The sequence below is a fragment of the Klebsiella sp. JB_Kp042 genome, assembly GCF_040065275.1.
GTDB lineage: Bacteria > Pseudomonadota > Gammaproteobacteria > Enterobacterales > Enterobacteriaceae > Klebsiella > Klebsiella quasipneumoniae.
The window spans coordinates 28,526-49,097 of sequence record NZ_JBEAJL010000017.1; the positions used below are offsets into that span (position 1 = coordinate 28,526).

Genomic DNA, 20,572 nt, shown 5'->3' on the forward strand with positions numbered 1-20,572 from the left:
AACTCATGCTAAAGGAGCGGTCTGAGATATGGTAAGACTCAATTGTTACGATATAAGTAAAATCTAAATAAAATACGTCTGAAGTAATGGTGATAATTATGGTGAATATATCTACAAATAATATACAAAATAAAAATTATACATATTTAGTTTGATCGCGTATTATTCGGGCGTTATATGCCTTTATTGTCATGCCAAGCATTTTTATTTGCCGTCTCATTCTGCGGAATGATTTTGTTTATCGGTAAAACGACAAGCCCGAACTTTATGTTCGGGCTTTTTTTATGGCTGCGGGAGGAAAAATAACCTTAGCTCTCGCTCGGTGATTTCTCCGCTTTGCCCGCCAGCTGGGCGAGGAAGTCGTAGCGCTTCTGCAGGTCGGCGGCCGCGTCTTTCCACAGTTGCTCCGCCACTTCCGGCTGCTGCGCATTCAGGCGACGGAAGCGTTGCTCATTGAGCAGCGTCTCAGCCAGGGCGTCTGACGGTGGGCGGGAGTCCAGCGCCAGCGGGATCTTGCCTTCTTCCGCCCGACGCGGGTCGAAGCGGTAGAGCGGCCAGAAGCCGGTAGCGGTCAGCTGACGCATCTGATCGTGGCTGAGCGCCAGATCGTAGCCATGCTCTTCGCAAGGACTGTAGGCGATGATCAGCGACGGCCCCGGATAGGCTTCCGCTTCCTGAATCGCTTTCACCGTCTGGTTCAGCTGCGCGCCCAGCGAAATCTGCGCCACATAGACATGACCGTACATCATCATGCTGACGCCAAGATCTTTGCGCGCCTTGCGTTTACCGTGCTCGCCAAACTTAGTGACCGCCCCCAGCGGGGTGGCTTTTGACGCCTGGCCGCCGGTGTTGGAGTAACACTGGGTATCGAGCACCAGAATGTTGACATTTTCCGTCAGGCTCAGCACATGGTCCAGACCGCCGAAGCCGATATCGTAGGCCCAGCCGTCGCCGCCGATCAGCCAGACGGATTTCTCCACCAGCGCGTCGGCATCGGTCAGCAGCTCTTCAGCGCCTTGCACGCCGGCCAGCGCCTGACGCAGGGCTGCCACCTGTTCGCGGCGCGCTTCCGGCGTCGCCTCGGCATGCAGCGCCGCGTTCAGCTCTGTCGGCAGCTGGTCGGCGAATTCGCTCAGCAGGCGCATCACGCGCTGGCGATGCTGGTCGACGGTTAAGCGGAAGCCGAGCCCGAATTCAGCGTTATCCTCAAACAGCGAGTTGGCCCACGCCGGGCCGCGGCCGTTGGCGTCGGTCGTGTACGGGGTCGAGGGCAGGTTGCCGCCATAAATGGATGAGCAGCCGGTGGCATTGGCAATCAGCATCCGGTCGCCATACAGCTGGGTCAGCAGTTTGATATACGGCGTTTCGCCACAGCCGGAGCAGGCGCCGGAGTATTCAAACAGCGGGCTGATCAGCTGCGAAGTGCGGATATCAATCCGCTCCAGTTTGCTGCGGTCGATTTCCGGCAGGTTGAGGAAGTAATCGTAATTCACTTTCTCCTCTTCAACATGCTCCAGGCGCGACATCATATTGATGGCCTTGATCTCCGGGTTCTGGCGATCTTTTGCCGGGCACACTTCCACGCACAGGTTGCAGCCGGTGCAGTCTTCCGGGGCGACCTGCAGAACGTATTTCTGCCCGCGCATATCGCGGGATTTAACGTCCAGCGAGTGCAGACTGGCAGGGGCGTTCTCCATGTCCTCCGGCGCGACCACTTTGGCGCGGATTGCCGAGTGCGGGCAGGCGGCAACGCAGTGGTTACACTGGGTGCAGAGCGCTTCCTTCCAGATCGGGATCTCTTCGGCGATGTTGCGTTTCTCCCAGCGGGTGGTGCCCATGGGCCAGGTGCCGTCCGGCGGCAGGGCGGAGACCGGCAGCGCATCGCCGAGGCCGGCCAACATGGCGGCAGTGACCGTTTTGACGAAATCCGGCGCGGCGTCGGAGACCACCGGCGGGCGGTTCGGACTGCTGGCATTCACCGGCTGCAGCGGCACTTCCGCCAGGGACTCGCGGGCCAGGGCCAGCGCCTGCCAGTTACGTTCCACCAGCTCCTGACCTTTGCTGCTGTAGCTTTTGGCGATGGCCGCCTGCAGTTCCGCCAGCGCGCTGTCGCCAGGCAGGATGTGAGTCAGATGGAAGAAGGCCATCTGCATCACGGTATTAATGCGCGCCCCGAGGCTACATTCGCGGGCGATCTTCGCCGCGTTGACCACGTAAAAACGCGCTTTTTTCTGATTCAGGGTGGCCTGCACTTCCTGCGGCAGGCGGGACCAGACTTCATCGGCGCTGTACGGCGTGTTGAGCAGGAAAATGCCGCCGGGCTTCAGCCGCTCGGCCATCTGGTATTTATCGATAAACTGCAGCTGGTGGCAGCCAACGAAATCGGCCTGCGAAATCAGATATGAAGAACGAATCGGCTTTTCGCTGACCCGCAGATGGGAGACGGTCAGGCCGCCCGCCTTCTTCGAGTCATAGACAAAGTACCCCTGGGAGAACCACGGGGTGGAGTTGCCGATGATTTTGATATTGTTTTTGGTGGCCGACACGCTGCCGTCGCTGCCGAGGCCGTAGAACAGCGCTTCGAGCTTGGCCTCTGCCGGCAGGGTATTTTCGCCCAGCGGTAGCGACAGGTTGGTCACGTCGTCATAGATGCCGACGGTAAAGCGCGGCTTCGGCTGGGCGGCCTGCAGCTCATGGAATATCGCCAGCACGCATTCCGGACCGAACTCCTTGGAAGAGAGACCGTAGCGGCCGCCGATGGTCCGCGGCAGCGTCTCGCGCTCGCCGCGGTTAAAGGCTTCCGCCAGGGCGGTCATCACGTCGAGATACAGCGGCTCCGCGTGCGCGCCAGGTTCTTTGGTGCGATCCAGCACCGCCACCGCCCGGGCGCTCTCCGGCAGCGCTGCCAGCAGGTGGGCGGCGGAGAACGGACGATAGAGGCGGACCTTCAGTACGCCGACTTTCTCGCCGCGGCTCAGCAGCTCATCGACCACCTCTTCGCAGGTGCCGATGGCCGAGCCCATAATGACGATGACGCGCTCCGCCTGCGGATGGCCGTAAAACTCAAACGGTTTGTACTGGCGGCCGGTGGTGGCGGCGAAGTCATCCATCGCTTTCTCGACATGATCATAAACCGCGTCGTACCAAGGGTTGGTGGCCTCCCGCGACTGGAAGTAGGTGTCAGGGTTGGCCGAGGTCCCGCGGATCACCGGGTGTTCCGGATTGAGCGCGCGCTGGCGATGCTCAGCGATTTTTTCCTGCGGCAGTAGGGCGCGAATCGTGTCATCCGCCAGCGGGGCGATTTTGTTGATTTCGTGCGAGGTGCGGAAACCATCAAAGAAATGAATAAACGGCACCCGGCTTTGCAGAGTGGCGATATGCGAGATCAGCGCGAAATCCTGCGCTTCCTGAACGCTGCTGGCGCACAGCATGGCGCACCCGGTCTGGCGGACCGCCATCACATCGGAATGGTCGCCGAAAATCGACAGCGCGTGGGTGGCGACGGTGCGGGCGGCGACGTGCAGGACAAACGGCATCAGCTGGCCGGCCAGTTTGTACAGCGTGGGGATCATCAACAGCAGGCCCTGCGATGAGGTAAAGGAGGTGGAGAGGGCGCCGGTCTGCAGCGCGCCATGTACGGCGCCAATGGCGCCTGCCTCCGACTGCATTTCGACCACGCGGGGCACATCGCCCCAGACGTTTTTCAGCCCGTTGCCGGCCCAGGCGTCGGCCTGTTCCGCCATCGTTGAACTGGGCGTGATCGGGTAGATGGCGATAACTTCACTGGTGCGAAACGCGACGGAAGCGACCGCGCCATTACCATCAATAGTAATCATAGGAAGACACCCTTACATTGCGCAAAAGAATGGACGCGTAAAACCGCGACGCGCCCTGTAATTATATAAGAGGTAGTTTAGCAAACCGTTGATGCCGCCATTTTTGCATTTGTGTCCTCAATGCGGCGGCCACCCGTGACCAGATCAATATTTTGCGCGGTTCGCGGAGAAAGTGGCTTTCCAGGGCGTGAAGGCTAGCGATTGTCCGGTGGCGAACCCGGGGGAGATCAACCTTTAGGCAGAAATTTGCTAGAAAATGTTAATGAGACGCATAAATACGTACTTCCCCTCTCGACGCCGCGCGCCACGCTGCCTATTATTCTTGGGTTTGCTTTTTAAGACGTTTCCGAGGGGAGAGAAAATGCGAGCTGCGATATTAGTGGGATGTGCGGCGCTGTTGCTGTCGGCGTGCAGTAGTGAACCCGTTCAGCAGGCCACGGCGGCGCACGTCACGCCAGGAATGCGGGCGGCGATGAGCGACGCCGGCCAGGCCAACTGCGCCATGATAGGCGGCTCGTTATCGGTGGCTCGTCAGCTCGATGGTTCGGCGATCGGCATGTGCGCGTTGCCGAACGGTAAACGCTGCAGCGAGCAGGCGCTGGCGGGCGGAAGCTGCGGCTATTAATGGCAGCCCCGCAGCGGGTTCACCACGCCGGCTAGTGCATCAGGTCGGCGAGTTTATAGACCAGCGTCTGGTCGGCGGTCGCCAGCGTCAACTGGTTTTCCGTCAGATCGACCTGCGCGCCCTCGCGCAGCATCTTACCAATGGTCGCGTCAAGGGTATTGAGCTGGGCATCGTGGCACAGCATCCGGGTCATCGCCAGCGATTTAACCTTCAGCTCGCCGTCCGACACCTTACCTTCCCCGCTGAAGCCGTTGCACATATTGCCCGAAACATACATATTGCCCGTAATAGCCATCTTCTCGCCGAAGCTCAACTCCAGCGGCCGGTCGCCCGCGTTCACCGCCTGGCCGTTGATGCTGGTCAACACGAAACGATGATGCTGTAGCTGTTCCGCACCGGTGGACACCTTACTGTTATAGACACAGCCGGACAGCAGCAACCCTGCCGCCAGTAATGCCGCAAATTTGTTCATTTTTACTCCAAAACATTCACATTACTAATAAAACAAAGCCAGTGTAACGGTATCGCAGCGGGGATCTGTGGGGATTATCTGAATGTGCTCCCCCCGGGGAGAGGAGCACAAAAGGGAAAGGAATCAGACGATAGCGTTCGGGCAGGTTTCACCGTTGGCGACCTGCTGCAGATTGCCTAGGGTGGTCTCCGAAATGCTGATCAGCGCCTCGGCGGTGAGGAACGCCTGATGGCCGGTGAACAGCACGTTGTGGCAGGCGGAGAGGCGACGGAAGACGTCGTCCTGGATCACGTCGTTGGATTTGTCTTCGAAGAACAGATCGCGTTCGTTCTCATAAACGTCCAGCCCCAGCGCGCCGATTTTCTGGTGCTTCAGGGCATCGATGGCCGCCTGGGAATCGATCAGCGCGCCGCGGCTGGTGTTAATCACCATCACCCCGTCCTTCATTTGATCGAAGGCCTCGCGATTGAGCAGATGGTAGTTTTCGTCGGTGAGCGGGCAGTGCAGGGAGATCACGTCCGACTCCTTGTACAGCGTGGCCAGGTCAACATATTCCACCCCCAGCTCCAGCGTGGCGGCGCTTGGGTACGGATCAAAAGCCAGCAGACGCATGCCGAAGCCTTTAAGGATCCGTAGCATCGCCACGCCAATTTTCCCGGTGCCGATCACCCCGGCGGTTTTGCCGTACATGGTGAAACCGGTGAGGCCTTCGAGGGAGAAATTGGCATCACGGGTACGCTGGTAGGCGCGGTGGATGCGGCGGTTAAGCGACATCATCATGCCGATCGCATGTTCAGCGACCGCTTCCGGCGAGTAGGCCGGGACGCGCACGACGCGCAGGCCAAGCGCTTTCGCCGCCTCGAGGTCGACGTTGTTAAACCCGGCGCAGCGCAGGGCGATATACTTCACGCCGTGAGCCTTCAGCTCCTCCAGCACCGGACGGCTGCCGTCGTCATTGACGAAGATGCATACCGCTTCGCAACCGTGGGCGGTTTTGGCGGTTTTCTCTGTCAGCAGGAAGTCGAAGAATTCCAGTTCAAAGCCGTAGGTATCATTAACGTGCTGCAGGTACTTTTTATCGTACTGCTTCGTACTGTAAACCGCGATTTTCATAAGACTTTTCTCCAGTGATTATAACGTCACGGTAGCATATTTAAAATAAGCGTACAATTATTAAAAAATAGTTTAAATAGCAGGTGCTTATCCTAATTCTAGAGCATATCGCGGATTTGCGGAATCTCTTTGAAAGACAAAGTTTTTTCACCATAAACTCAGGCTTAAAGCGCCGGGGGAGAGTAGCAGAAACGGCCACAGCAGACCGGAGGTGACGTTAGCCAGCTGAAACGACCACAGCGGCAGGCCGCTGGCGCCGCTGACCAGGGGCAGGGTGGCGCGCAGGGGAGAGAGGAAACGACTGAAAAAGACCGCCCACAGCCCGCGGCGCTGAAAAAAGAGTCGACTACGGGCCAGCCGCTCGGCGGTCAGCCAGCGCAACTGCGTGAGGCGGTGACGATAGCGAACGCCTAACCACCACGAGAGCCAGAATCCGCCGATGGCGCCGAGGCTGGCGCTGGACCACATTAAGAGGAAATGACCGAGGCTGGCGGACGCGAATGTCCCCAGCAGCAGCAGGCCGGAGGTGCCCGGGATCGCCAGCGACACCAGCGCGCAGGATTTAGTGAAAGTGAGCAGGAAAACCATCAGTAATACCAATGGATAGTGGCCCTGTGCGCTCTCAATGAGCGAGATAATTAACGACACTGTCTCTCCCGCAAGCAAAACCGAACTGGCTGGAGTGTGGCAGGTAGCGCTTAAACAAAAGCTAAATAGTGACGAGCGATCGCCGCGCCGCGATACCGGCTGGCAACTATGCTTTAACAGGTCGCAAACTTTCACTCACTGGTCGAACGTGTCACAATGGGCGCCTTTCGGCTTTTACTTATGTTGAATCAGGATATTAACTGCCCATGAAGGGTAAATATAAAGCCGCCATCGCGCTGGTGTTAGCGCTGGTGTTACTGCCGCTAACCCTGCTGTTGACGCTGACCCACTGGGTGCCGACGCTGGCGGGCATCTGGCTGCCCGTGGGTACTCATATCGCTTTGCAGGAGAGCCCGTGTCTTACGCGCTCCGCCCTGCTGATCCCCGATCTACGCTATCTGGTGGGCGACTGTGAACTCGCCCGGGTGACCGATGCCCGTCTCTCGCGCCCCAGCCGCTGGCGGTTGCATATTGGCCAGCTGGAGATCAACAGCGCCTGCCTGAGCAAACTGCCGGCCAGCGATCCCGCGCCGGGGTCGCCGCGCACCCTCGCCGAATGGCAATCAATGCTGCCCTACAGCTGGTTAACCATTGAGAACCTGCGGCTGTCGCCGTGGGAAAAATGGCAGGGGCGGCTGGTGATGTCCTTGACGCCTGCGCAGCAGGATATTGGCTTCGCCGGAAACGATTTGAGCCTGCAGGCGCGCCTGCGCGGCCAGGCGCTCACTGTCAGCCAGTTCAGCGCCCGGCTGACTGACGATCAGCCGCCGGTGAAGCTGGTGGGGACCTTCCATCTGCCGCTGGTGCCGGATGGCCTGCCGGTGGATGGCCAGATGCAGGGCACCTTCGAATTCCCGCAGACCGCAGAATGGATCGATGCCGAGCTGGCGTGGCAGCATAATCGCGGCCAGCTGCTGGTCACCCCGCGCGGCGAGGTGGAGCCTATTCTCGACCTGCCGTGGGAGATCACCCCGGAACGGATCACCATCAGCGACGGACGCTGGCGCATCCGCTACGAGGCGTATCCGCTGAGCGGCCGCGTGGCGCTGTCGGTCGGTAACTGGCAGCAGGGCACGGAACAGATGATCGTCAGCGGCCGCTTAAATGTGCTCACCGAGGGGCATGCCGGCAAAGGCAACGCGGTGCTGAATATCGGCCCGGGCAAGTTAAGTATGGATAACAGCGACCTGCCGCTGCGGCTCACCGGCGAGGCCAAGCTGGGGGAGATGATCTTTTACGCCGCGCTGCCGGCCCAGCTCAGCGGGTCGCTGGTCAGCCCGCAGCTGGCGTTTCACCCCGGGGCGCTACTGCGTTCGCGCGGGCGGGTGATCGACGCGCTGAACATTGACGAAATCCGCTGGCCGCTGGCCGGGGTGAAGGTCACCCAGCAGGGCGTCGATGGCCGCCTGCAGGCGATCCTCCGCGCCCATGAGCAGCAGATGGGCGACTTTACGTTGCACCTGGACGGCCTGGCGAACGATTTTCTGCCCGACAGCGGCCGCTGGCAGTGGCGCTACTGGGGCGAGGGGCATTTCACGCCAATGCAGGCGCGCTGGGATGTGAAGGGCAGCGGTGAGTGGCGGGACAATGCCATTACGCTGAGCAGCCTCTCCACTGGCTTCGATAAGCTCGAGTACGGCACGATGCGGGTCAGCACGCCGCGTCTGACCCTCGAGCAGCCGATTCGCTGGCTGCGCGACGCTGAGCATCCGCGGCTGACCGGCGCGCTGTCGCTGGATGCGGCAAAAACCACCTTCTCCGGCGGCAGCTATCTCCCGGCGTCGACGCTGAAATTCGCTGTCGACGGCCGGGACCCGACGTGGTTCCAGTTCACCGGCGCGCTGCACGCCGATACCATTGGCCCGGTGCGGTTGACCGGGCGCTGGGATGGCGAACGGCTGCGCGGCCAGGCCTGGTGGCCTAAACAGTCGCTGACGGTATTCCAGCCGCTGGTGCCGCCGGACTGGAAGATGAACCTGCGCGAAGGCAGTCTCTATGCGCAGGTGGCCTTCTCGGCGGCAGCCGGGCAGGGATTTGAGGCGGGCGGTCATGGCGTCCTGAAGGGCGGCAGCGCCTGGATGCCGGATAACCAGATCAATGGCGTCGACTTCGTTCTGCCGTTCCGCTTCAGCGATGGCCACTGGCAGCTAGGCACCCGCCGTCCGGTCTCCCTGCGCATTGGCGAAATCGTCAACCAGGTCACCGCGCGCAACCTGACGGCGGACCTGCAGGGCACCTGGCCATGGAGCGAGGCCAATCCGCTGCAGCTTAGCGACGTCAGCGTCGACCTGTTAGGCGGCAAGCTGACCCTGCTGCAGCTGCGCATGCCGCAGCGCGACCCGGCGCTGATCCGTCTGCAGCACATCTCCAGCAGCGAACTGACCAGCGCGGTCAAGGTGAAGCAGTTCGCCATGTCCGGGGCGGTGAGCGGCGCGCTGCCGCTGTGGCTGGAGAATAATCAATGGATTATCCACGACGGCTGGTTGCGCAATGACGGACCGATGACGCTGCGGCTCGATAAAGACACCGCCGATGCGCTGGTGGCGGACAACGTCTCCGCCGGGGCGGCGATCAACTGGCTGCGCTATATGGAGATCTCCCGTTCATCGACGCAGATTAACCTCAACAATCTGGGCGTGCTGACGCTTAAGGCCGCCATCAACGGCACCAGCCGGGTGGACGGGAAAAGCAGTACCGTGCATTTAAACTACGCTCATGAGGAGAATATTTTCGATCTGTGGCGCAGTTTACGCTTCGGCGACAATTTACAGGCGTGGCTTGAGCAAAATGCCACGCTGCCCGTGCAGCGCTGTACGGACGGTAAGACATGTAAGGAACCTAAATGAAGAAGCTGTTACTGGCCATCGTGGCGTCGATGCTGCTCGCCGGCTGTACGCCGCGTATCGAAATTGCGGCGTCGAAAGAGCCCATCACCATCAATATGAATGTCAAAATTGAGCATGAGATCCATATCAAGGTCGATAAGGATGTGGAAAACCTGCTGAAATCCCGCAGCGATTTGTTCTGAGGCGACGATGAGAAAACGACTGTTAACCGCAGCGCTGGCGCTGACTCTGCTCAGCGCGCCCGCGCTGGCGTTGACCCTGAACGAAGCGCGCCAGCAGGGGCGGGTGGGGGAGACGCTGAACGGCTATCTGGCGCCGCTGCGTCAGGATAAAGAGACGCTGGCGCTGGTGAAACAGATTAACGCCGCGCGCAGTGAAAGCTACCAGCAGCTGGCGGATGACAACAATCTGCCGGTGGATGAGGTAGCGAAAATGGCCGGACAGAAGCTGGTGGCCCGCGCTCAGCCCGGGGAGTACGTTCAGGGGCTGAACGGCCAGTGGCTGCGCAAATAGTTAGCGGCAGCGCTTACGGTATTCGCCCGGCGAGACGCCGAAGCGCTGCTTAAAGGCGGTGGAGAAATGGCTGTGGTCGCTGAAGCCCCAGCGGTAGCCGATCCCCGCCAGCTTTTCGTCGTCATGGACGTTCTGTAACGCCCGGGCGCACAGATCCAGCCGCCGGTTCTTAATATACTGCGCCACTACCAGCCCTTTGTCGGCAAACAGCCGGTAGAGGCTGCGCACCGACATTCCCGTCTCGCTGGCCAGCCACTCCGGCCGCAGGTGTTCCGACTGAATGGACGCGTCGATTAACGCAATGATCTTCTGAAACTGCTGGTCCCGCCGGGACGGGGTCGGCTCGCGCTGGCGCAGCACCGGGCGCAACAGGCAGGCGATCGCGTCCAGCGCCGCCTCACTCTCGCTGGCGGAGAGCGTCGTGCCGCCCATACTCTCCAGCAGCAGGCGCTGACTGAGCTGCACCATCGGCAGAGACTTGTCCAGCCGGCAGGCGGTGGCGATCTCGCCCGTCGGCGCCACCCGCTGGCGCGGCAGCAGCAGCGAAGCCTGACGCGAAGTCTGCTGCCAGACGATAGAGCACGGGCGGGCGGCGTCGATCAGCGTGATATCCCCCGCCGCCAGGGTCACCTGGCGATCGTCCTGTTCGATCACCGCTTCGCCGGCGAGCTGAAACACAGTATAGAACCAGGCGTCGTTATCGCGTTTGATCTCATTGCGCGTGCGGTAGAGATTGACGCCGGCGGCGGTGACCGTGCTGACTTTGAGACTGCCGGCGTAGCGGGCGTCAATCTCGCCGTGAAAGCGTCCCTCCAGCGGCCGGGCGGCGAAATGGCCGCAGACCTGATTGATCGTCGCCAGCCAGCGCTGGTAGGCCAGCCCCCCCTCAGCCGTGGTCATCATTCGCCGTTCTCCTGTAATAATAATGTTTCTGCATTGTTGCATTTATGCCGCCTCAGGCAAGGGCGCGATGGCGGGTATATGAAAGAACTATTACCTGCGGCACATTTCTGTCAGGGCAGGCGACGGAATTGCGGCGACTGTCACAGCGGCGCAAACGAATGTCACAGAGAAAAAAGCGCCAGCCGCCAACCGGACATAGACTGAAAGCACTATCCGCGAAGAATAAGGAAAGGGTATGTCCACCTCTCAGATAGCGCTGCTTGCCAGCGTCCAGCAGTTTTTAGACCGTCAGCATGGCCTGTATATCGACGGCGCTCCCTGCGCCGCGCAGAGCGAAAACCGGTTAACCGTCTGGGATCCGGCCACCGGGCAAGCGATCGCCACCACCGCCGACGCCAGCCCGGCGGATGTCGACCGGGCGGTGATGTCCGCCTGGCGCGCCTTCGTCGATCGCCGCTGGGCCGGTCGCACCCCGGCCGACCGTGAGCGCATCCTGCTGCGCTTTGCCGATCTGGTGGAGGCGCACGGCGAGGAGCTGGCGCAGCTGGAGACCCTTGAGCAGGGTAAATCCATCGCCATCTCCCGCGCCTTCGAGGTCGGCTGCACCCTGAACTGGATGCGCTACACCGCGGGGCTGACCACCAAAATCAGCGGCCGGACGCTGGACGTCTCGATCCCGTTCCCGCAAGGGGCCCGTTACCAGGCGTGGACCAAAAAAGAGCCGGTGGGGGTCGTGGCGGGCATCGTTCCGTGGAATTTCCCGCTGATGATCGGTATGTGGAAGGTGATGCCGGCGCTGGCGGCGGGCTGCTCGATCGTCATCAAACCCTCGGAAACCACCCCGCTGACCCTGCTGCGGGTGGCGGAGCTGGCGACCCAGGCGGGCATTCCTGACGGGGTGTTCAACGTGGTCACCGGCAGCGGCGCCGGCTGCGGCGCGGCGCTGACCTCGCATCCGCAAGTGGCGAAGGTGAGCTTTACCGGCTCGACGGCCACCGGGAAACAGATTGCGCGGGTGGCCGCCGACCGACTGACCCGCGTGACGCTGGAGCTGGGCGGCAAGAACCCGGCGATTGTGCTCAAAGACGCCGATCCCCAGTGGGTCATTGAGGGGCTGATGACCGGCAGCTTCCTCAACCAGGGACAGGTCTGCGCCGCCAGTTCGCGGATCTACATTGAAGCGCCGCTGTTTGACACCCTGGTCAGCGGTTTCGAGCAGGCGGTGAAATCGCTGCAGGTGGGACCGGGGATGCAGGAGACGGCGCAGATCAACCCGGTGGTCTCCCGGGCCCACTGCGACAAGGTGGCGGCCTACCTCGAAGAGGCCCGCCAGCAGAAGGCGGAGCTTATCAGCGGCAGCGCCGGGCCGGATGCCGGGGGGTACTATATTCCGCCGACGCTGGTGGTCAACCCGGACGCCGGGCTGCGCCTTACCCGCGAGGAGGTGTTTGGCCCGGTGGTGAACCTGGTGCGGGTGGCTGACGGCGAGGAGGCGCTGCGCCTGGCCAACGACAGCGATTTCGGCCTGACCGCCAGCGTCTGGACCCGCGACCTGACCCAGGCTCTCAACTATACCGACCGCCTGCAGGCCGGGACGGTATGGGTCAACAGCCATACCCTGATTGACGCCAACCTGCCGTTCGGCGGCATGAAGCAGTCCGGTACCGGTCGCGATTTCGGCCCGGACTGGCTCGACGGCTGGTGCGAAACCAAATCGGTCTGCGTGCGTTACTAGCCCTCCGTCGGGGAAGGCGTATCGCTTTTCCCGACATCCCGCTTGCCGACCTCCGCGCTTTCTCGCTACTGTGGAGGGCAATTTTTGCCCGCGCAGGGCGGTGAATGATGAGGAGGTCTTCGGCATGACAGCATTTCCTGAGGTTGCACTAATTGGTCCCGGCGCCATCGGCACGACTATCGCCGCCGCCCTGTTTGCGGTGGGAAGGGCGCCGGTGGTTTGCGGGCGCACTGCCCATTCGTCGCTGGTGCTGCGCACTGATGAGGGTGAGATCGTGGTGCCCGGCCCGGTGCTTACCGACCCGACGGCGATAGCCGCCCCCTTCGACCTGGTGTTTGTCGCGGTGAAGGCCACCCAGACGGAGGCTATCGCCCCCTGGCTGACGGCCCTGTGCTCGCCGGACACCGTGGTATGCGTGCTGCAAAACGGCGTCGAGCAGCGCCAGCAGTTTGCCCCTTTGACCGGCGGCGCGACGGTGCTGCCGTCGGTGGTCTGGTTTCCGGCGCAGCGCGACGCCGATGCTTCCGTCTGGCTGCGCGCCGCGCCGCGACTGACGCTGCCGGACCTGCCGGGGGCGGAGCGGGTGCAGCAGGCGCTGGCGGGAACCCGCTGCGCGGTGGAGCTGGCGGCCGATTTTACCACCGTGGCCTGGCGTAAACTGCTGCAGAACGCCGTCGCCGGACTGATGGTGCTGACCGGACGACGCGCCGGGATGTTCGCCCGGGAGGAGATCACCGCTCTCGGACTGGCCTATTTGCGCGAATGCCTGCAGGTGGCGCGGGCGGAAGGGGCCGTCCTGAGCGACAGCGTGCCGGAGGAGATCATCGCCGGTTTTCATCGGGCGCCTGCCGACCTGAGCACCTCTATTCTGATCGATCGCCTGCATGGCCGACCGCTGGAGTGGGATATTCGTAACGGGGTGGTGCAGCGTCGCGGGCGTCAGCACGGCATACCGACGCCGCTCAGCGATATTATCGTGCCGCTGCTGGCGGCGGCCAGCGACGGCCCGGGCTGACCCGGGCTGGCGCGGGGTTAGTCCACCAGGGAGGGATCGAGGTCGATCATCAATTGCTTCATCTCGGCAAAGTGCTGCCGGGAGAAATCGGCAATCTTCTCCCAGTCCTGGGCGGTTTTTTCCGCCACCGCGTCTGACAGCACCTTCAGCGGCTGGCCGGTTGACCAGGCGGTGATCAGGATCTGACAGGCGCGCTCCAGGGTCCAGATATCGTCGAACGCTTCGCCGATGGTCGGGGCGGTCACCAGCACCCCGTGGTTGCCCATCAGCAGACGGCGTTTATCCGCCAGCAGCCCCGCCAGCCGGGCCCCTTCTGCCGCGGTGTCCGCCATCCCGCCGTACAGCGTATCGACGGCGACCCGGTTAAAATAGCGGGCCGTGTTCTGGTCGATGGGCAGGATCTGCGGCGTCGCCAGACAGGCGAGGCTGGTGGTGTACACCGGGTGCAGATGCAGCACCACCCGCACGTCCGGCAGCCGCTGATGGATCTGCCCGTGAATAGCCCACGCGGTGGCATCGACGTCAGGGCGCGCGGCGCAGCTTTCATCATCGGCGTTCAGCACCAGCAGATCGCTGGCGCGGATGCGCGAAAAGTGTTTCCACTTCGGGTTCAGTAAAAACGTCTTCCCGTCGGCGGAGAGCGCGGCGCTGAAATGGTTGGCCACCGCCTCATGCATGCCAAGATGGGCAATGATGCGAAAGGTGGCCGCCAGGTCGATGCGGATCTGCTCTTCATCGGTATCGCGCATGGGCATTACTCCGCTTTTGGCATCAGGGTCTGCAGATCCTCTGCCGTCGGCGCCTGGAAGTGATATTTCTTCAGCAGAGCGGCGTATTCCGGCGTGGCGCTGTATTTTTTCAGCGCCTCTTCAAGGGCGGTTTTCACCTCAGTGTTGCCTTTTTTAACGCCAAAGCCGTTCAGCACCGGATAGATCAGGGTGTCAGAGGCGATCACCACCCGGTCGCCCAGCTTTTCCACCACCCCGCGCGCCACGGCGGCGTCGGTGATCTGCGCATCCACTGCGCGCGACAGCAGCGCCTGGGTGGTCTGCGGGTCGGTGGTATAGACGCTCAGCGCAATCGGCTTCAGCCCCTTCTTCACGCAGTAGTCGGCGGAAAGCTTCTGCAACTGCGCCAGCCACGAGGTGGCGCCCATCGAGCCGATTTTATGCCCGCAGAAGTCTTCCGGGGTCTTTGGCTGATAGTCGCTCCCTTTACGGGCGAGGATCGCTTCCCCGCTTTTCAGGTACGGCACCATGTCGATCACCTTCAGGCGCTCGGCGGTAATGTACATCGACGAGTTGGTGATATCGAAGCGCCCGCCCTGCAGCCCGGGGATCAGGTTGGGGAAGCGGGTATCGATATTCACCGCCTCGCGGCCCATGCTCTTCGCCAGGCCGTCGAGCAGTTCAATATCAAACCCCGCCGGCTTATTGTTCTCCATATACTCGTAAGGGAAAAAGGTCATGTCCGAACCGGCGGTGATTTTGCCGCTTTGCTGGAAGGCCAGCGCGTTCAGGGATGTCAGAGCCCCCGCTGCGCAGAGCAGCAGAGCCAGCGGGCGTGGTGCGAAAAAGCGTGTCATAAAACCTCCGGAGTGTGGGCGAATTACATGCTGGCGCGATCGGCACCGGCCTGCTGAACAAAAAACGAAGCGCCGCGCGGCTTCTGCGGCAGACGAAGCTGGTTATCGGTGCTGCGCACCAGACCGCTCTCTTCCCCGGCCACCAGCTGGCCGGCATGGCGGCTCGGCAGCGGGTTTTCGCCGAAGGGCAGCGCATCCTCGGCGGCGTAGACGCTGATGAACAGGGTGCGCGGCAGGGTGGTTTCGTTGGGGCTGGAGGCGTGCAGCAGGCGGGTATGCATAAAGCAGACTGAGCCCGCCGGGCCAAAACAGGCCTGCGGCTGCTGGCAGTGAGTCGTCACCACCTCGTCATCCACCGCTCCGGTGAAGCGCCCCTCCTGCCAGTGGGACCACAGCGGCCCCTGATGGCTGCCCGGCACCACGTTGAGCGGGCCATTCTCCGGCGTCACCTCGCTGACCATCAGCAGGGCGGTGATGATGTCGTCATTGCTGTGCGGGGTGAAGAGGAAATCCTGATGCCATTTCACCTCGGTGGCAGTGTGCGGCAGCTTGGAGTTAATTTTGCTGTGGTGAAAGCGGGTGCCGCTGCCGCCGATCAGCTGCGCGGCGATGGTCGTCATCCGCGAGTTGAGCGCAGTATGGCGATACGCCTCGGAGATCTCCGTCGGGGAGGCGACCCGGCGCAGCGACGGATGGTCGGGAGCATGGTCGCGCTCGATATCGAAACGCGGCCGCCCGTCGAGGGTTTCCCCCCACGCCGACGCGTGGCGGCGGCTCTCCTCGACCCAGCCGTCAAAATCGCTCTGCAGAGTGGCGATGTCGGCGGCGGAAAGCACCCCTTCGACCACCAGATAACCCTGCTGATGAAACTGCTCAATTTGCCACTGCGCAATCATAGTTTTTCCTCTTCACGTCCCGATAGTTAAGCCAGAGAAACATCTTTCAGAAAGGCCTCGACCCGCGGGTGTTGCCCGCTGCGCATCGCCTGCGGCGTGTCATCGCACACCACCCGGCCTTTCTCCATAAACACGATCCGGTCAGACACTTTGAAGGCGAAGTTCATCTCGTGGGTGACGATGACCATGGTGATGCCTTCATGGGCCAGGGATTCGATAACCTGAAGCACCTCATTCACTTTTTCCGGATCCAGCGCCGAGGTGGGCTCATCGAACAGCATGATCTGCGGGCGCATCATCAGGGCGCGGGCGATTGCCACCCGCTGCTGCTGACCGCCGGAGAGCTGGTGCGGATACTTCCAGGCGTGTTCCAGCATGCCCACCTTGTGCAGCAGCTCGCAGGCGTGCTGGCGCAGCTCCGCGTCGCTTGCCAGATGGTGATAGCGCGGGGCCAGCAGCAGATTGCCGAACACGGTCAGATGCGGGAACAGGTTGAAGCTCTGGAACACCATGCCGATATTCAGACGGTGTTCGGCATTCTCCATAAAGCGCGGCTTCTGCTGCCCCTGGCGGTCGAGATGTATAAAGGGCTGGCCGTTAATCTGAATTTCGCCGTTGTCGATCTGCTCAAGACCGTTCAGCAGGCGAATGAGGGTGGTTTTTCCCGAGCCCGACGGGCCGATGACCGACACCACTTCGCCGGGCTGGATCTGCAGGCTCACCGCCCCCAGCACTTCGACGTTGTTGTAGGCCTTATGCAGCTTAGAGGCCTGCAGCGCCGGCTCATGGCCCTGGGAGACGCTGCGCGCCATCGCCGGGCGGCGGGCGGTCGCCAACTGCTGCATCTCGGCATCCACCGGCCGGGCGGTGTCGCGTCGGGTGACATCGAGGTAGTTCTCCAGCCGTTTCAGCAGAAAATCGAACACCGTGACGATAAAGATGTAATAAAACGCCACGGCGGTCATGGTCTCCATGACCAGAAAGTTCTGCGAGTAAAGCTGCTGGCCGACCATCAATATTTCGGTCAGGGAGATCACCGACACCAGCGAACTGAGCTTCACGATGGCGATATACTCATTGGCCAGCGCCGGCAGGGCGACGCGCAGCGCCTGGGGAATGATCACCCGCCACTGGATCCCGGCGTAGCGCAAACCCAGGGCCCGAGCGGCTTCACTCTGCCCGCGGGGGATGGAGAGCAGCCCGCCGCGATGGATCTCGGCGATATAGGCCGCTTCGCTGAGGACCATCGCCAGCAGGCCGGCCCAGAAGGGGTCGTTCAGCACCGGCGCGAAGGAGGGCAGCGCCTGCGGCATGTTGTAGACAAAAATCAGCAGGACCAGCAGCGGCATACTGCGAAATAACCAGATATACAGCCGGGCAGGGGTGGATAACCAGCCGCGCGGCGACTGTTTAGCCAGCGCCAGAACAAATCCGAGCACAATACTGCAGCCCCAGGTCAGCAGACTTAATTTAATGACGGTCCAGGTGGCCCACCAAAAATCGGCATCGCTGAGCAGGCTTAACATGTAGTTCCAGTTAAACGTCATGGGCTATTTCACTCGTCATAATTAACCTAAATGAAAGCGGCTCGGCTGTGCATTAATGGGGAGCCGCCGGTGTTCATCGTGCGAATACACTATGCTGGCAGGATGCTTTCAGAGGCAATTAGTAAATTTTTGGTCTTTAAGTTTAAAAAAACTATACAGCGTTATTAACGATATGGAATTTAAAGTGATTATCAGGATACTTTACGTAAACAATTTAAAAACAATAGCTGTAATTCAATAACGCCATTTTATGCAGACAGGTTATTTTGCGCGAAACTGGGGCGACCGCTGCCTGCTCAATGTGCAGCGTGATGCATGATGGTGCAAACGGAGAAATAAACCGCGCCGGCGCGGGAGGAGAAAAAATAATATCGCCCCCTGGCGGGCAATGCGCCGCCATTCTTCGCGGGTGGCACGCGGATTGCTTGGGACTTAGAGGAAAACTATTCCCCGCGTGCGCCGGACCATATTTTATCAATGGTGATGCTATGAACCGATTTACCCTGAAGCAGCTCAAATATTTCGTCACCGTGGTGGAGACGGAGAGTATCGCCGAGGCCTCCCGCCAGCTGCACATTGCGCAGCCGTCGATTTCCATTGCCATTAAGAATCTGGAGAGCACCTTCGACCAGCAGCTGTTTATTCGCCACCACGCGCAGGGCGTCTCGCTCACCTCCAGCGGTCGGCGGATCTACGATAAAGCGAAGGAGCTGCTGCGCCTGTCGTGGGAATTTGAGCAGAATTCGCGAGCGGATAAGGAGCTGGTTTCTGGCATGATCTCCATTGGTTGCTTTGAGTCGGTGGCCCCGCTGTATATGCCGAAGCTGGTGGCCGGGTTTAAGAAATGCTATCCGGAAATTACGCTGCATCTGTATGACGGCGAACAGCATGAGCTGATGCATGGCCTGCACCGCGGCCGCTTCGACCTGGCGCTGGTCTACGATCTGGAGCTCGGCCACTCGATCAATAAAGAGCGGCTTAATGCTCCGCATAAACCCTACGCGCTGCTGCCCGCCGCGCATCCGCTGGCGCAAAAGGCGCAGGTGACGCTGCAGGAGCTGAGTCGCGAGCCGATGATCCTCCTCGATGCGGTCCCAAGTAAAAATTATTTCATCTCCATCTTTAAGGAAAAGGGCTATCACCCGGAAGTGGCTTACAGCTCCCCCTCTATCGAAATGGTGCGCTGTATGGTCGGCCAGGGGCTCGGTTTTTCGGTGCTGGTCACCCGGCCCTGCTGCGATATGACCTACGATGGCGAAAGGGTGGTGCAGCGGGATATTGCCGACGACATGCCCGCCTCAACCTTAATTATGGCGCACCTCGCTAATAATGAACCGACGCGGCCGACGCAACTGTTTATGGATTATTGTCGCAGTATCGAATTAACCCCCTCTCACGGCTGAAATAATGCCTGTCGATCCGGCAGGCGTTATTTTTTCTGTCGCCACTCAGCCTCGTAAAATTCTATTCAGTCGATCGTTTTATAATATTTTACCAATTCGTCACAGTTAAATAACCTGAAAGCCGTCAATTCCGGCGACCTCGTCGGCAACTGTGCTTGAAGGATAGAGAAATGACTGAACAGATAACCGAGATCGATACCCTGGTGGTCGGCGCGGGGCAGGCGGGCGTCGCCATGAGCGAGCATCTGACCCGGCTGGATATCCCCCATCTGGTGCTGGAGAAACAGGGTATTGCCCAGGCCTGGCGCAGCGGGCGCTGGGATTCGCTGGTGGCCAACGGCCCGGCCTGGCACGATCGGTTTCCGGGGATGATGTTCCCTGACTGCCCGCCGGACAGCTTTGTCGGCAAAGAGCAGGTTGCGGACTATTTTGCCGCCTATGCCCGCAGCTTCAATGCGCCGATCCGCACCGGGGTGGAAGTGTACAGCGCCGAACGCCTCGCCGGGCGGCCGGGCTTTCGTGTCGACACCTCCGAGGGGGTAATTGAGGCGCAGCGGATCGTGGCGGCTACCGGACCCTTTCAGCGCCCGACGATCCCGGCCATCGCCCCGCAGAGTGAGGCTATTCAGCAGCTCCATTCGGCGCACTATTTTAATCCGCAGCAGCTGCCGGAGGGCGGCGTGCTGGTGGTGGGGGCCGGATCCTCCGGCGTGCAGATTGCCGATGAGCTACAGCGTGCCGGACGCGCGGTGTGGCTGTCGGTGGGGGCGCACGACCGGCCGCCGCGTCGCTATCGCCAGCGCGATTTTTGCTGGTGGCTCGGCGTGCTGGGGATGTGGGACGCCGCGGCCAATGCACCGGGGAAAGAGCATGTCACTATCGCGGTGAGCGGCGCGCGCGGCGGCCATACCGTCGATTTTCGCCAGCTGGCGCATCAGGGGGTCACCCTGGTGGGGCAGACTCGCGGCTTTGACGGCGCCAGGGCGCTGTTCCACCCCGACCTGGCCGAGAATATCCGCCGCGGCGATGCCTCCTATCTTGCGCTGCTCGACGCCGCCGACGACTGGGTCGCGCGCAACGGTTTGGATCTGCCCGAAGAGCCCTCCGCCCGTGACTTTCTGCCCGACCCGGCCTGCGTCAGCGACCCGCTGCTTAGCCTCGACCTGGCCGAGGCCGGGATCGGCGCCATCATCTGGGCGACCGGGTATACCAACGATTATCGCTGGCTGAAGGTCAACGCCTTCGATGACGCGCAGCGGCCGCAGCATCACCGCGGCGTGTCGACGGAGCCGGGGGTCTATTTCCTCGGCCTGCCGTGGCTGTCGCGGCGCGGGTCCACCTTTATCTGGGGCGTCTGGCACGATGCCCAATATATTGCCGACCAGATCGCCATTCAGCGCCAGTATCAGCGCTACCAGCCGTCCTGATAACCGAT

Annotated in this window: 17 protein-coding genes; 8 read left to right on the top strand and 9 right to left on the bottom strand. The window is 61.2% G+C overall.

The genetic code is table 11. The features are described 5' to 3' along the window. Window positions 1-308: 308 nt before the first annotated feature. Window positions 309-3,836 carry a pyruvate:ferredoxin (flavodoxin) oxidoreductase gene (gene nifJ / locus ABLV54_RS06315; RefSeq protein ID WP_050534137.1) on the bottom strand — a complete coding sequence of 1,176 codons (3,528 nt, stop codon included), beginning with the start codon at window positions 3,834-3,836 and terminating at the stop codon, window positions 309-311. A 361-nt stretch (window positions 3,837-4,197) separates the two neighbouring features. Here nifJ and ABLV54_RS06320 point away from each other — a divergent pair, with 361 nt between their 5' ends. Next, window positions 4,198-4,461 carry a DUF333 domain-containing protein gene (locus ABLV54_RS06320; RefSeq protein WP_008805145.1) on the top strand — a complete coding sequence of 88 codons (264 nt, stop codon included), beginning with the start codon at window positions 4,198-4,200 and terminating at the stop codon, window positions 4,459-4,461. A gap of 31 nt (window positions 4,462-4,492) precedes the next feature. On the opposite strand, the gene hslJ is transcribed toward ABLV54_RS06320, so the two are convergent. The 3 genes from hslJ to ABLV54_RS06335 all read right to left on the bottom strand — a co-directional run bounded on the left by hslJ (window position 4,493) and on the right by ABLV54_RS06335 (window position 6,694). Next, window positions 4,493-4,933: a heat shock protein HslJ gene (hslJ, locus tag ABLV54_RS06325; RefSeq protein WP_050534138.1), complete on the bottom strand. Its 441-nt coding sequence runs from the start codon at window positions 4,931-4,933 to the stop codon at window positions 4,493-4,495. 123 nt (window positions 4,934-5,056) lie between these two features. Then, window positions 5,057-6,046: a 2-hydroxyacid dehydrogenase gene (locus ABLV54_RS06330; RefSeq protein ID WP_050534139.1), complete on the bottom strand. Its 990-nt coding sequence runs from the start codon at window positions 6,044-6,046 to the stop codon at window positions 5,057-5,059. A gap of 147 nt (window positions 6,047-6,193) precedes the next feature. Continuing rightward, on the bottom strand, window positions 6,194-6,694 hold the full coding sequence (locus ABLV54_RS06335) for a DedA family protein (RefSeq protein WP_023289432.1): 501 nt from the start codon (window positions 6,692-6,694) through the stop codon (window positions 6,194-6,196). Window positions 6,695-6,900: 206 nt separating this feature from the next. Here ABLV54_RS06335 and ABLV54_RS06340 point away from each other — a divergent pair, with 206 nt between their 5' ends. The 3 genes from ABLV54_RS06340 to ABLV54_RS06350 are packed head-to-tail and all read left to right on the top strand — an operon-like array spanning window position 6,901 to window position 10,053. After that, the gene (locus ABLV54_RS06340; RefSeq protein WP_050534140.1) at window positions 6,901-9,540 is read left to right on the top strand and encodes a YdbH family protein; all 2,640 of its coding nucleotides are present in this window, start codon (window positions 6,901-6,903) and stop codon (window positions 9,538-9,540) included. Then, a complete protein-coding gene (locus ABLV54_RS06345) occupies window positions 9,537-9,722 on the top strand; it encodes a YnbE family lipoprotein (RefSeq protein ID WP_004204017.1) in 186 nt (61 codons plus the stop codon). Before ABLV54_RS06340 ends, ABLV54_RS06345 begins: the two co-directional genes overlap by 4 nt. A 7-nt stretch (window positions 9,723-9,729) precedes the next feature. After that, a complete protein-coding gene (locus tag ABLV54_RS06350; protein WP_023289434.1) occupies window positions 9,730-10,053 on the top strand; it encodes a YdbL family protein in 324 nt (107 codons plus the stop codon). Here ABLV54_RS06350 and feaR read toward each other — a convergent pair whose 3' ends face one another. Further along, the gene (feaR, locus tag ABLV54_RS06355) at window positions 10,054-10,956 is read right to left on the bottom strand and encodes a transcriptional regulator FeaR (RefSeq protein WP_048297386.1); all 903 of its coding nucleotides are present in this window, start codon (window positions 10,954-10,956) and stop codon (window positions 10,054-10,056) included. Window positions 10,957-11,191: 235 nt separating this feature from the next. Here feaR and ABLV54_RS06360 point away from each other — a divergent pair, with 235 nt between their 5' ends. Both ABLV54_RS06360 and ABLV54_RS06365 read left to right on the top strand, forming a co-directional pair. After that, window positions 11,192-12,691, top strand: a complete 1,500-nt coding sequence (locus ABLV54_RS06360) for an aldehyde dehydrogenase family protein (RefSeq protein WP_023289436.1) — start codon at window positions 11,192-11,194, stop codon at window positions 12,689-12,691. A 124-nt stretch (window positions 12,692-12,815) separates the two neighbouring features. Next, window positions 12,816-13,706, top strand: coding sequence for an oxidoreductase (locus tag ABLV54_RS06365; RefSeq protein ID WP_023289437.1), 891 nt, complete (start codon window positions 12,816-12,818; stop codon window positions 13,704-13,706). Between the two features lie 17 nt (window positions 13,707-13,723). On the opposite strand, the gene ABLV54_RS06370 is transcribed toward ABLV54_RS06365, so the two are convergent. From ABLV54_RS06370 to ABLV54_RS06385, 4 genes are read right to left on the bottom strand one after another with little or no spacing between them, the layout of a single operon-like run. Beyond that, a complete protein-coding gene (locus ABLV54_RS06370; RefSeq protein WP_032452631.1) occupies window positions 13,724-14,455 on the bottom strand; it encodes a class II aldolase and adducin N-terminal domain-containing protein in 732 nt (243 codons plus the stop codon). Window positions 14,456-14,460: 5 nt separating this feature from the next. Beyond that, on the bottom strand, window positions 14,461-15,291 hold the full coding sequence (locus tag ABLV54_RS06375) for an ABC transporter substrate-binding protein (RefSeq protein ID WP_032452632.1): 831 nt from the start codon (window positions 15,289-15,291) through the stop codon (window positions 14,461-14,463). A 23-nt stretch (window positions 15,292-15,314) separates the two neighbouring features. After that, entirely contained in the window at window positions 15,315-16,187 is an 873-nt protein-coding gene (locus tag ABLV54_RS06380) for a phytanoyl-CoA dioxygenase family protein (protein ID WP_050534141.1), read from the bottom strand. A gap of 26 nt (window positions 16,188-16,213) precedes the next feature. Beyond that, window positions 16,214-17,734, bottom strand: coding sequence for an amino acid ABC transporter permease/ATP-binding protein (locus ABLV54_RS06385; RefSeq protein WP_050534142.1), 1,521 nt, complete (start codon window positions 17,732-17,734; stop codon window positions 16,214-16,216). 488 nt (window positions 17,735-18,222) lie between these two features. On the opposite strand from ABLV54_RS06385, the gene ABLV54_RS06390 reads away from it, so the two are divergent. Continuing rightward, the gene (locus ABLV54_RS06390; protein WP_004204026.1) at window positions 18,223-19,137 is read left to right on the top strand and encodes a LysR substrate-binding domain-containing protein; all 915 of its coding nucleotides are present in this window, start codon (window positions 18,223-18,225) and stop codon (window positions 19,135-19,137) included. Between the two features lie 170 nt (window positions 19,138-19,307). Next, window positions 19,308-20,564 (top strand): NAD(P)/FAD-dependent oxidoreductase, encoded by a 1,257-nt coding sequence (locus tag ABLV54_RS06395; protein ID WP_050534143.1) that lies wholly within the window; start codon window positions 19,308-19,310, stop codon window positions 20,562-20,564. The last annotated feature ends 8 nt before the right edge of the window (window positions 20,565-20,572 follow it).

Coding starts and splice junctions, on each gene's coding strand:
- ABLV54_RS06340 (WP_050534140.1), top strand. CDS start 6,901: ATGAAGGGTAAATATAAAGCCGCCATCGCGCTGGTGTTAGCGCTGGTG.
- ABLV54_RS06375 (WP_032452632.1), bottom strand. CDS start 15,291: ATGACACGCTTTTTCGCACCACGCCCGCTGGCTCTGCTGCTCTGCGCA.
- nifJ (WP_050534137.1), bottom strand. CDS start 3,836: ATGATTACTATTGATGGTAATGGCGCGGTCGCTTCCGTCGCGTTTCGC.
- ABLV54_RS06395 (WP_050534143.1), top strand. CDS start 19,308: ATGACTGAACAGATAACCGAGATCGATACCCTGGTGGTCGGCGCGGGG.
- ABLV54_RS06365 (WP_023289437.1), top strand. CDS start 12,816: ATGACAGCATTTCCTGAGGTTGCACTAATTGGTCCCGGCGCCATCGGC.
- ABLV54_RS06345 (WP_004204017.1), top strand. CDS start 9,537: ATGAAGAAGCTGTTACTGGCCATCGTGGCGTCGATGCTGCTCGCCGGC.
- ABLV54_RS06390 (WP_004204026.1), top strand. CDS start 18,223: ATGAACCGATTTACCCTGAAGCAGCTCAAATATTTCGTCACCGTGGTG.
- ABLV54_RS06350 (WP_023289434.1), top strand. CDS start 9,730: ATGAGAAAACGACTGTTAACCGCAGCGCTGGCGCTGACTCTGCTCAGC.
- hslJ (WP_050534138.1), bottom strand. CDS start 4,933: ATGAACAAATTTGCGGCATTACTGGCGGCAGGGTTGCTGCTGTCCGGC.
- ABLV54_RS06370 (WP_032452631.1), bottom strand. CDS start 14,455: ATGCGCGATACCGATGAAGAGCAGATCCGCATCGACCTGGCGGCCACC.
- ABLV54_RS06330 (WP_050534139.1), bottom strand. CDS start 6,046: ATGAAAATCGCGGTTTACAGTACGAAGCAGTACGATAAAAAGTACCTG.
- ABLV54_RS06380 (WP_050534141.1), bottom strand. CDS start 16,187: ATGATTGCGCAGTGGCAAATTGAGCAGTTTCATCAGCAGGGTTATCTG.
- ABLV54_RS06360 (WP_023289436.1), top strand. CDS start 11,192: ATGTCCACCTCTCAGATAGCGCTGCTTGCCAGCGTCCAGCAGTTTTTA.
- ABLV54_RS06320 (WP_008805145.1), top strand. CDS start 4,198: ATGCGAGCTGCGATATTAGTGGGATGTGCGGCGCTGTTGCTGTCGGCG.
- feaR (WP_048297386.1), bottom strand. CDS start 10,956: ATGATGACCACGGCTGAGGGGGGGCTGGCCTACCAGCGCTGGCTGGCG.
- ABLV54_RS06385 (WP_050534142.1), bottom strand. CDS start 17,734: ATGACGTTTAACTGGAACTACATGTTAAGCCTGCTCAGCGATGCCGAT.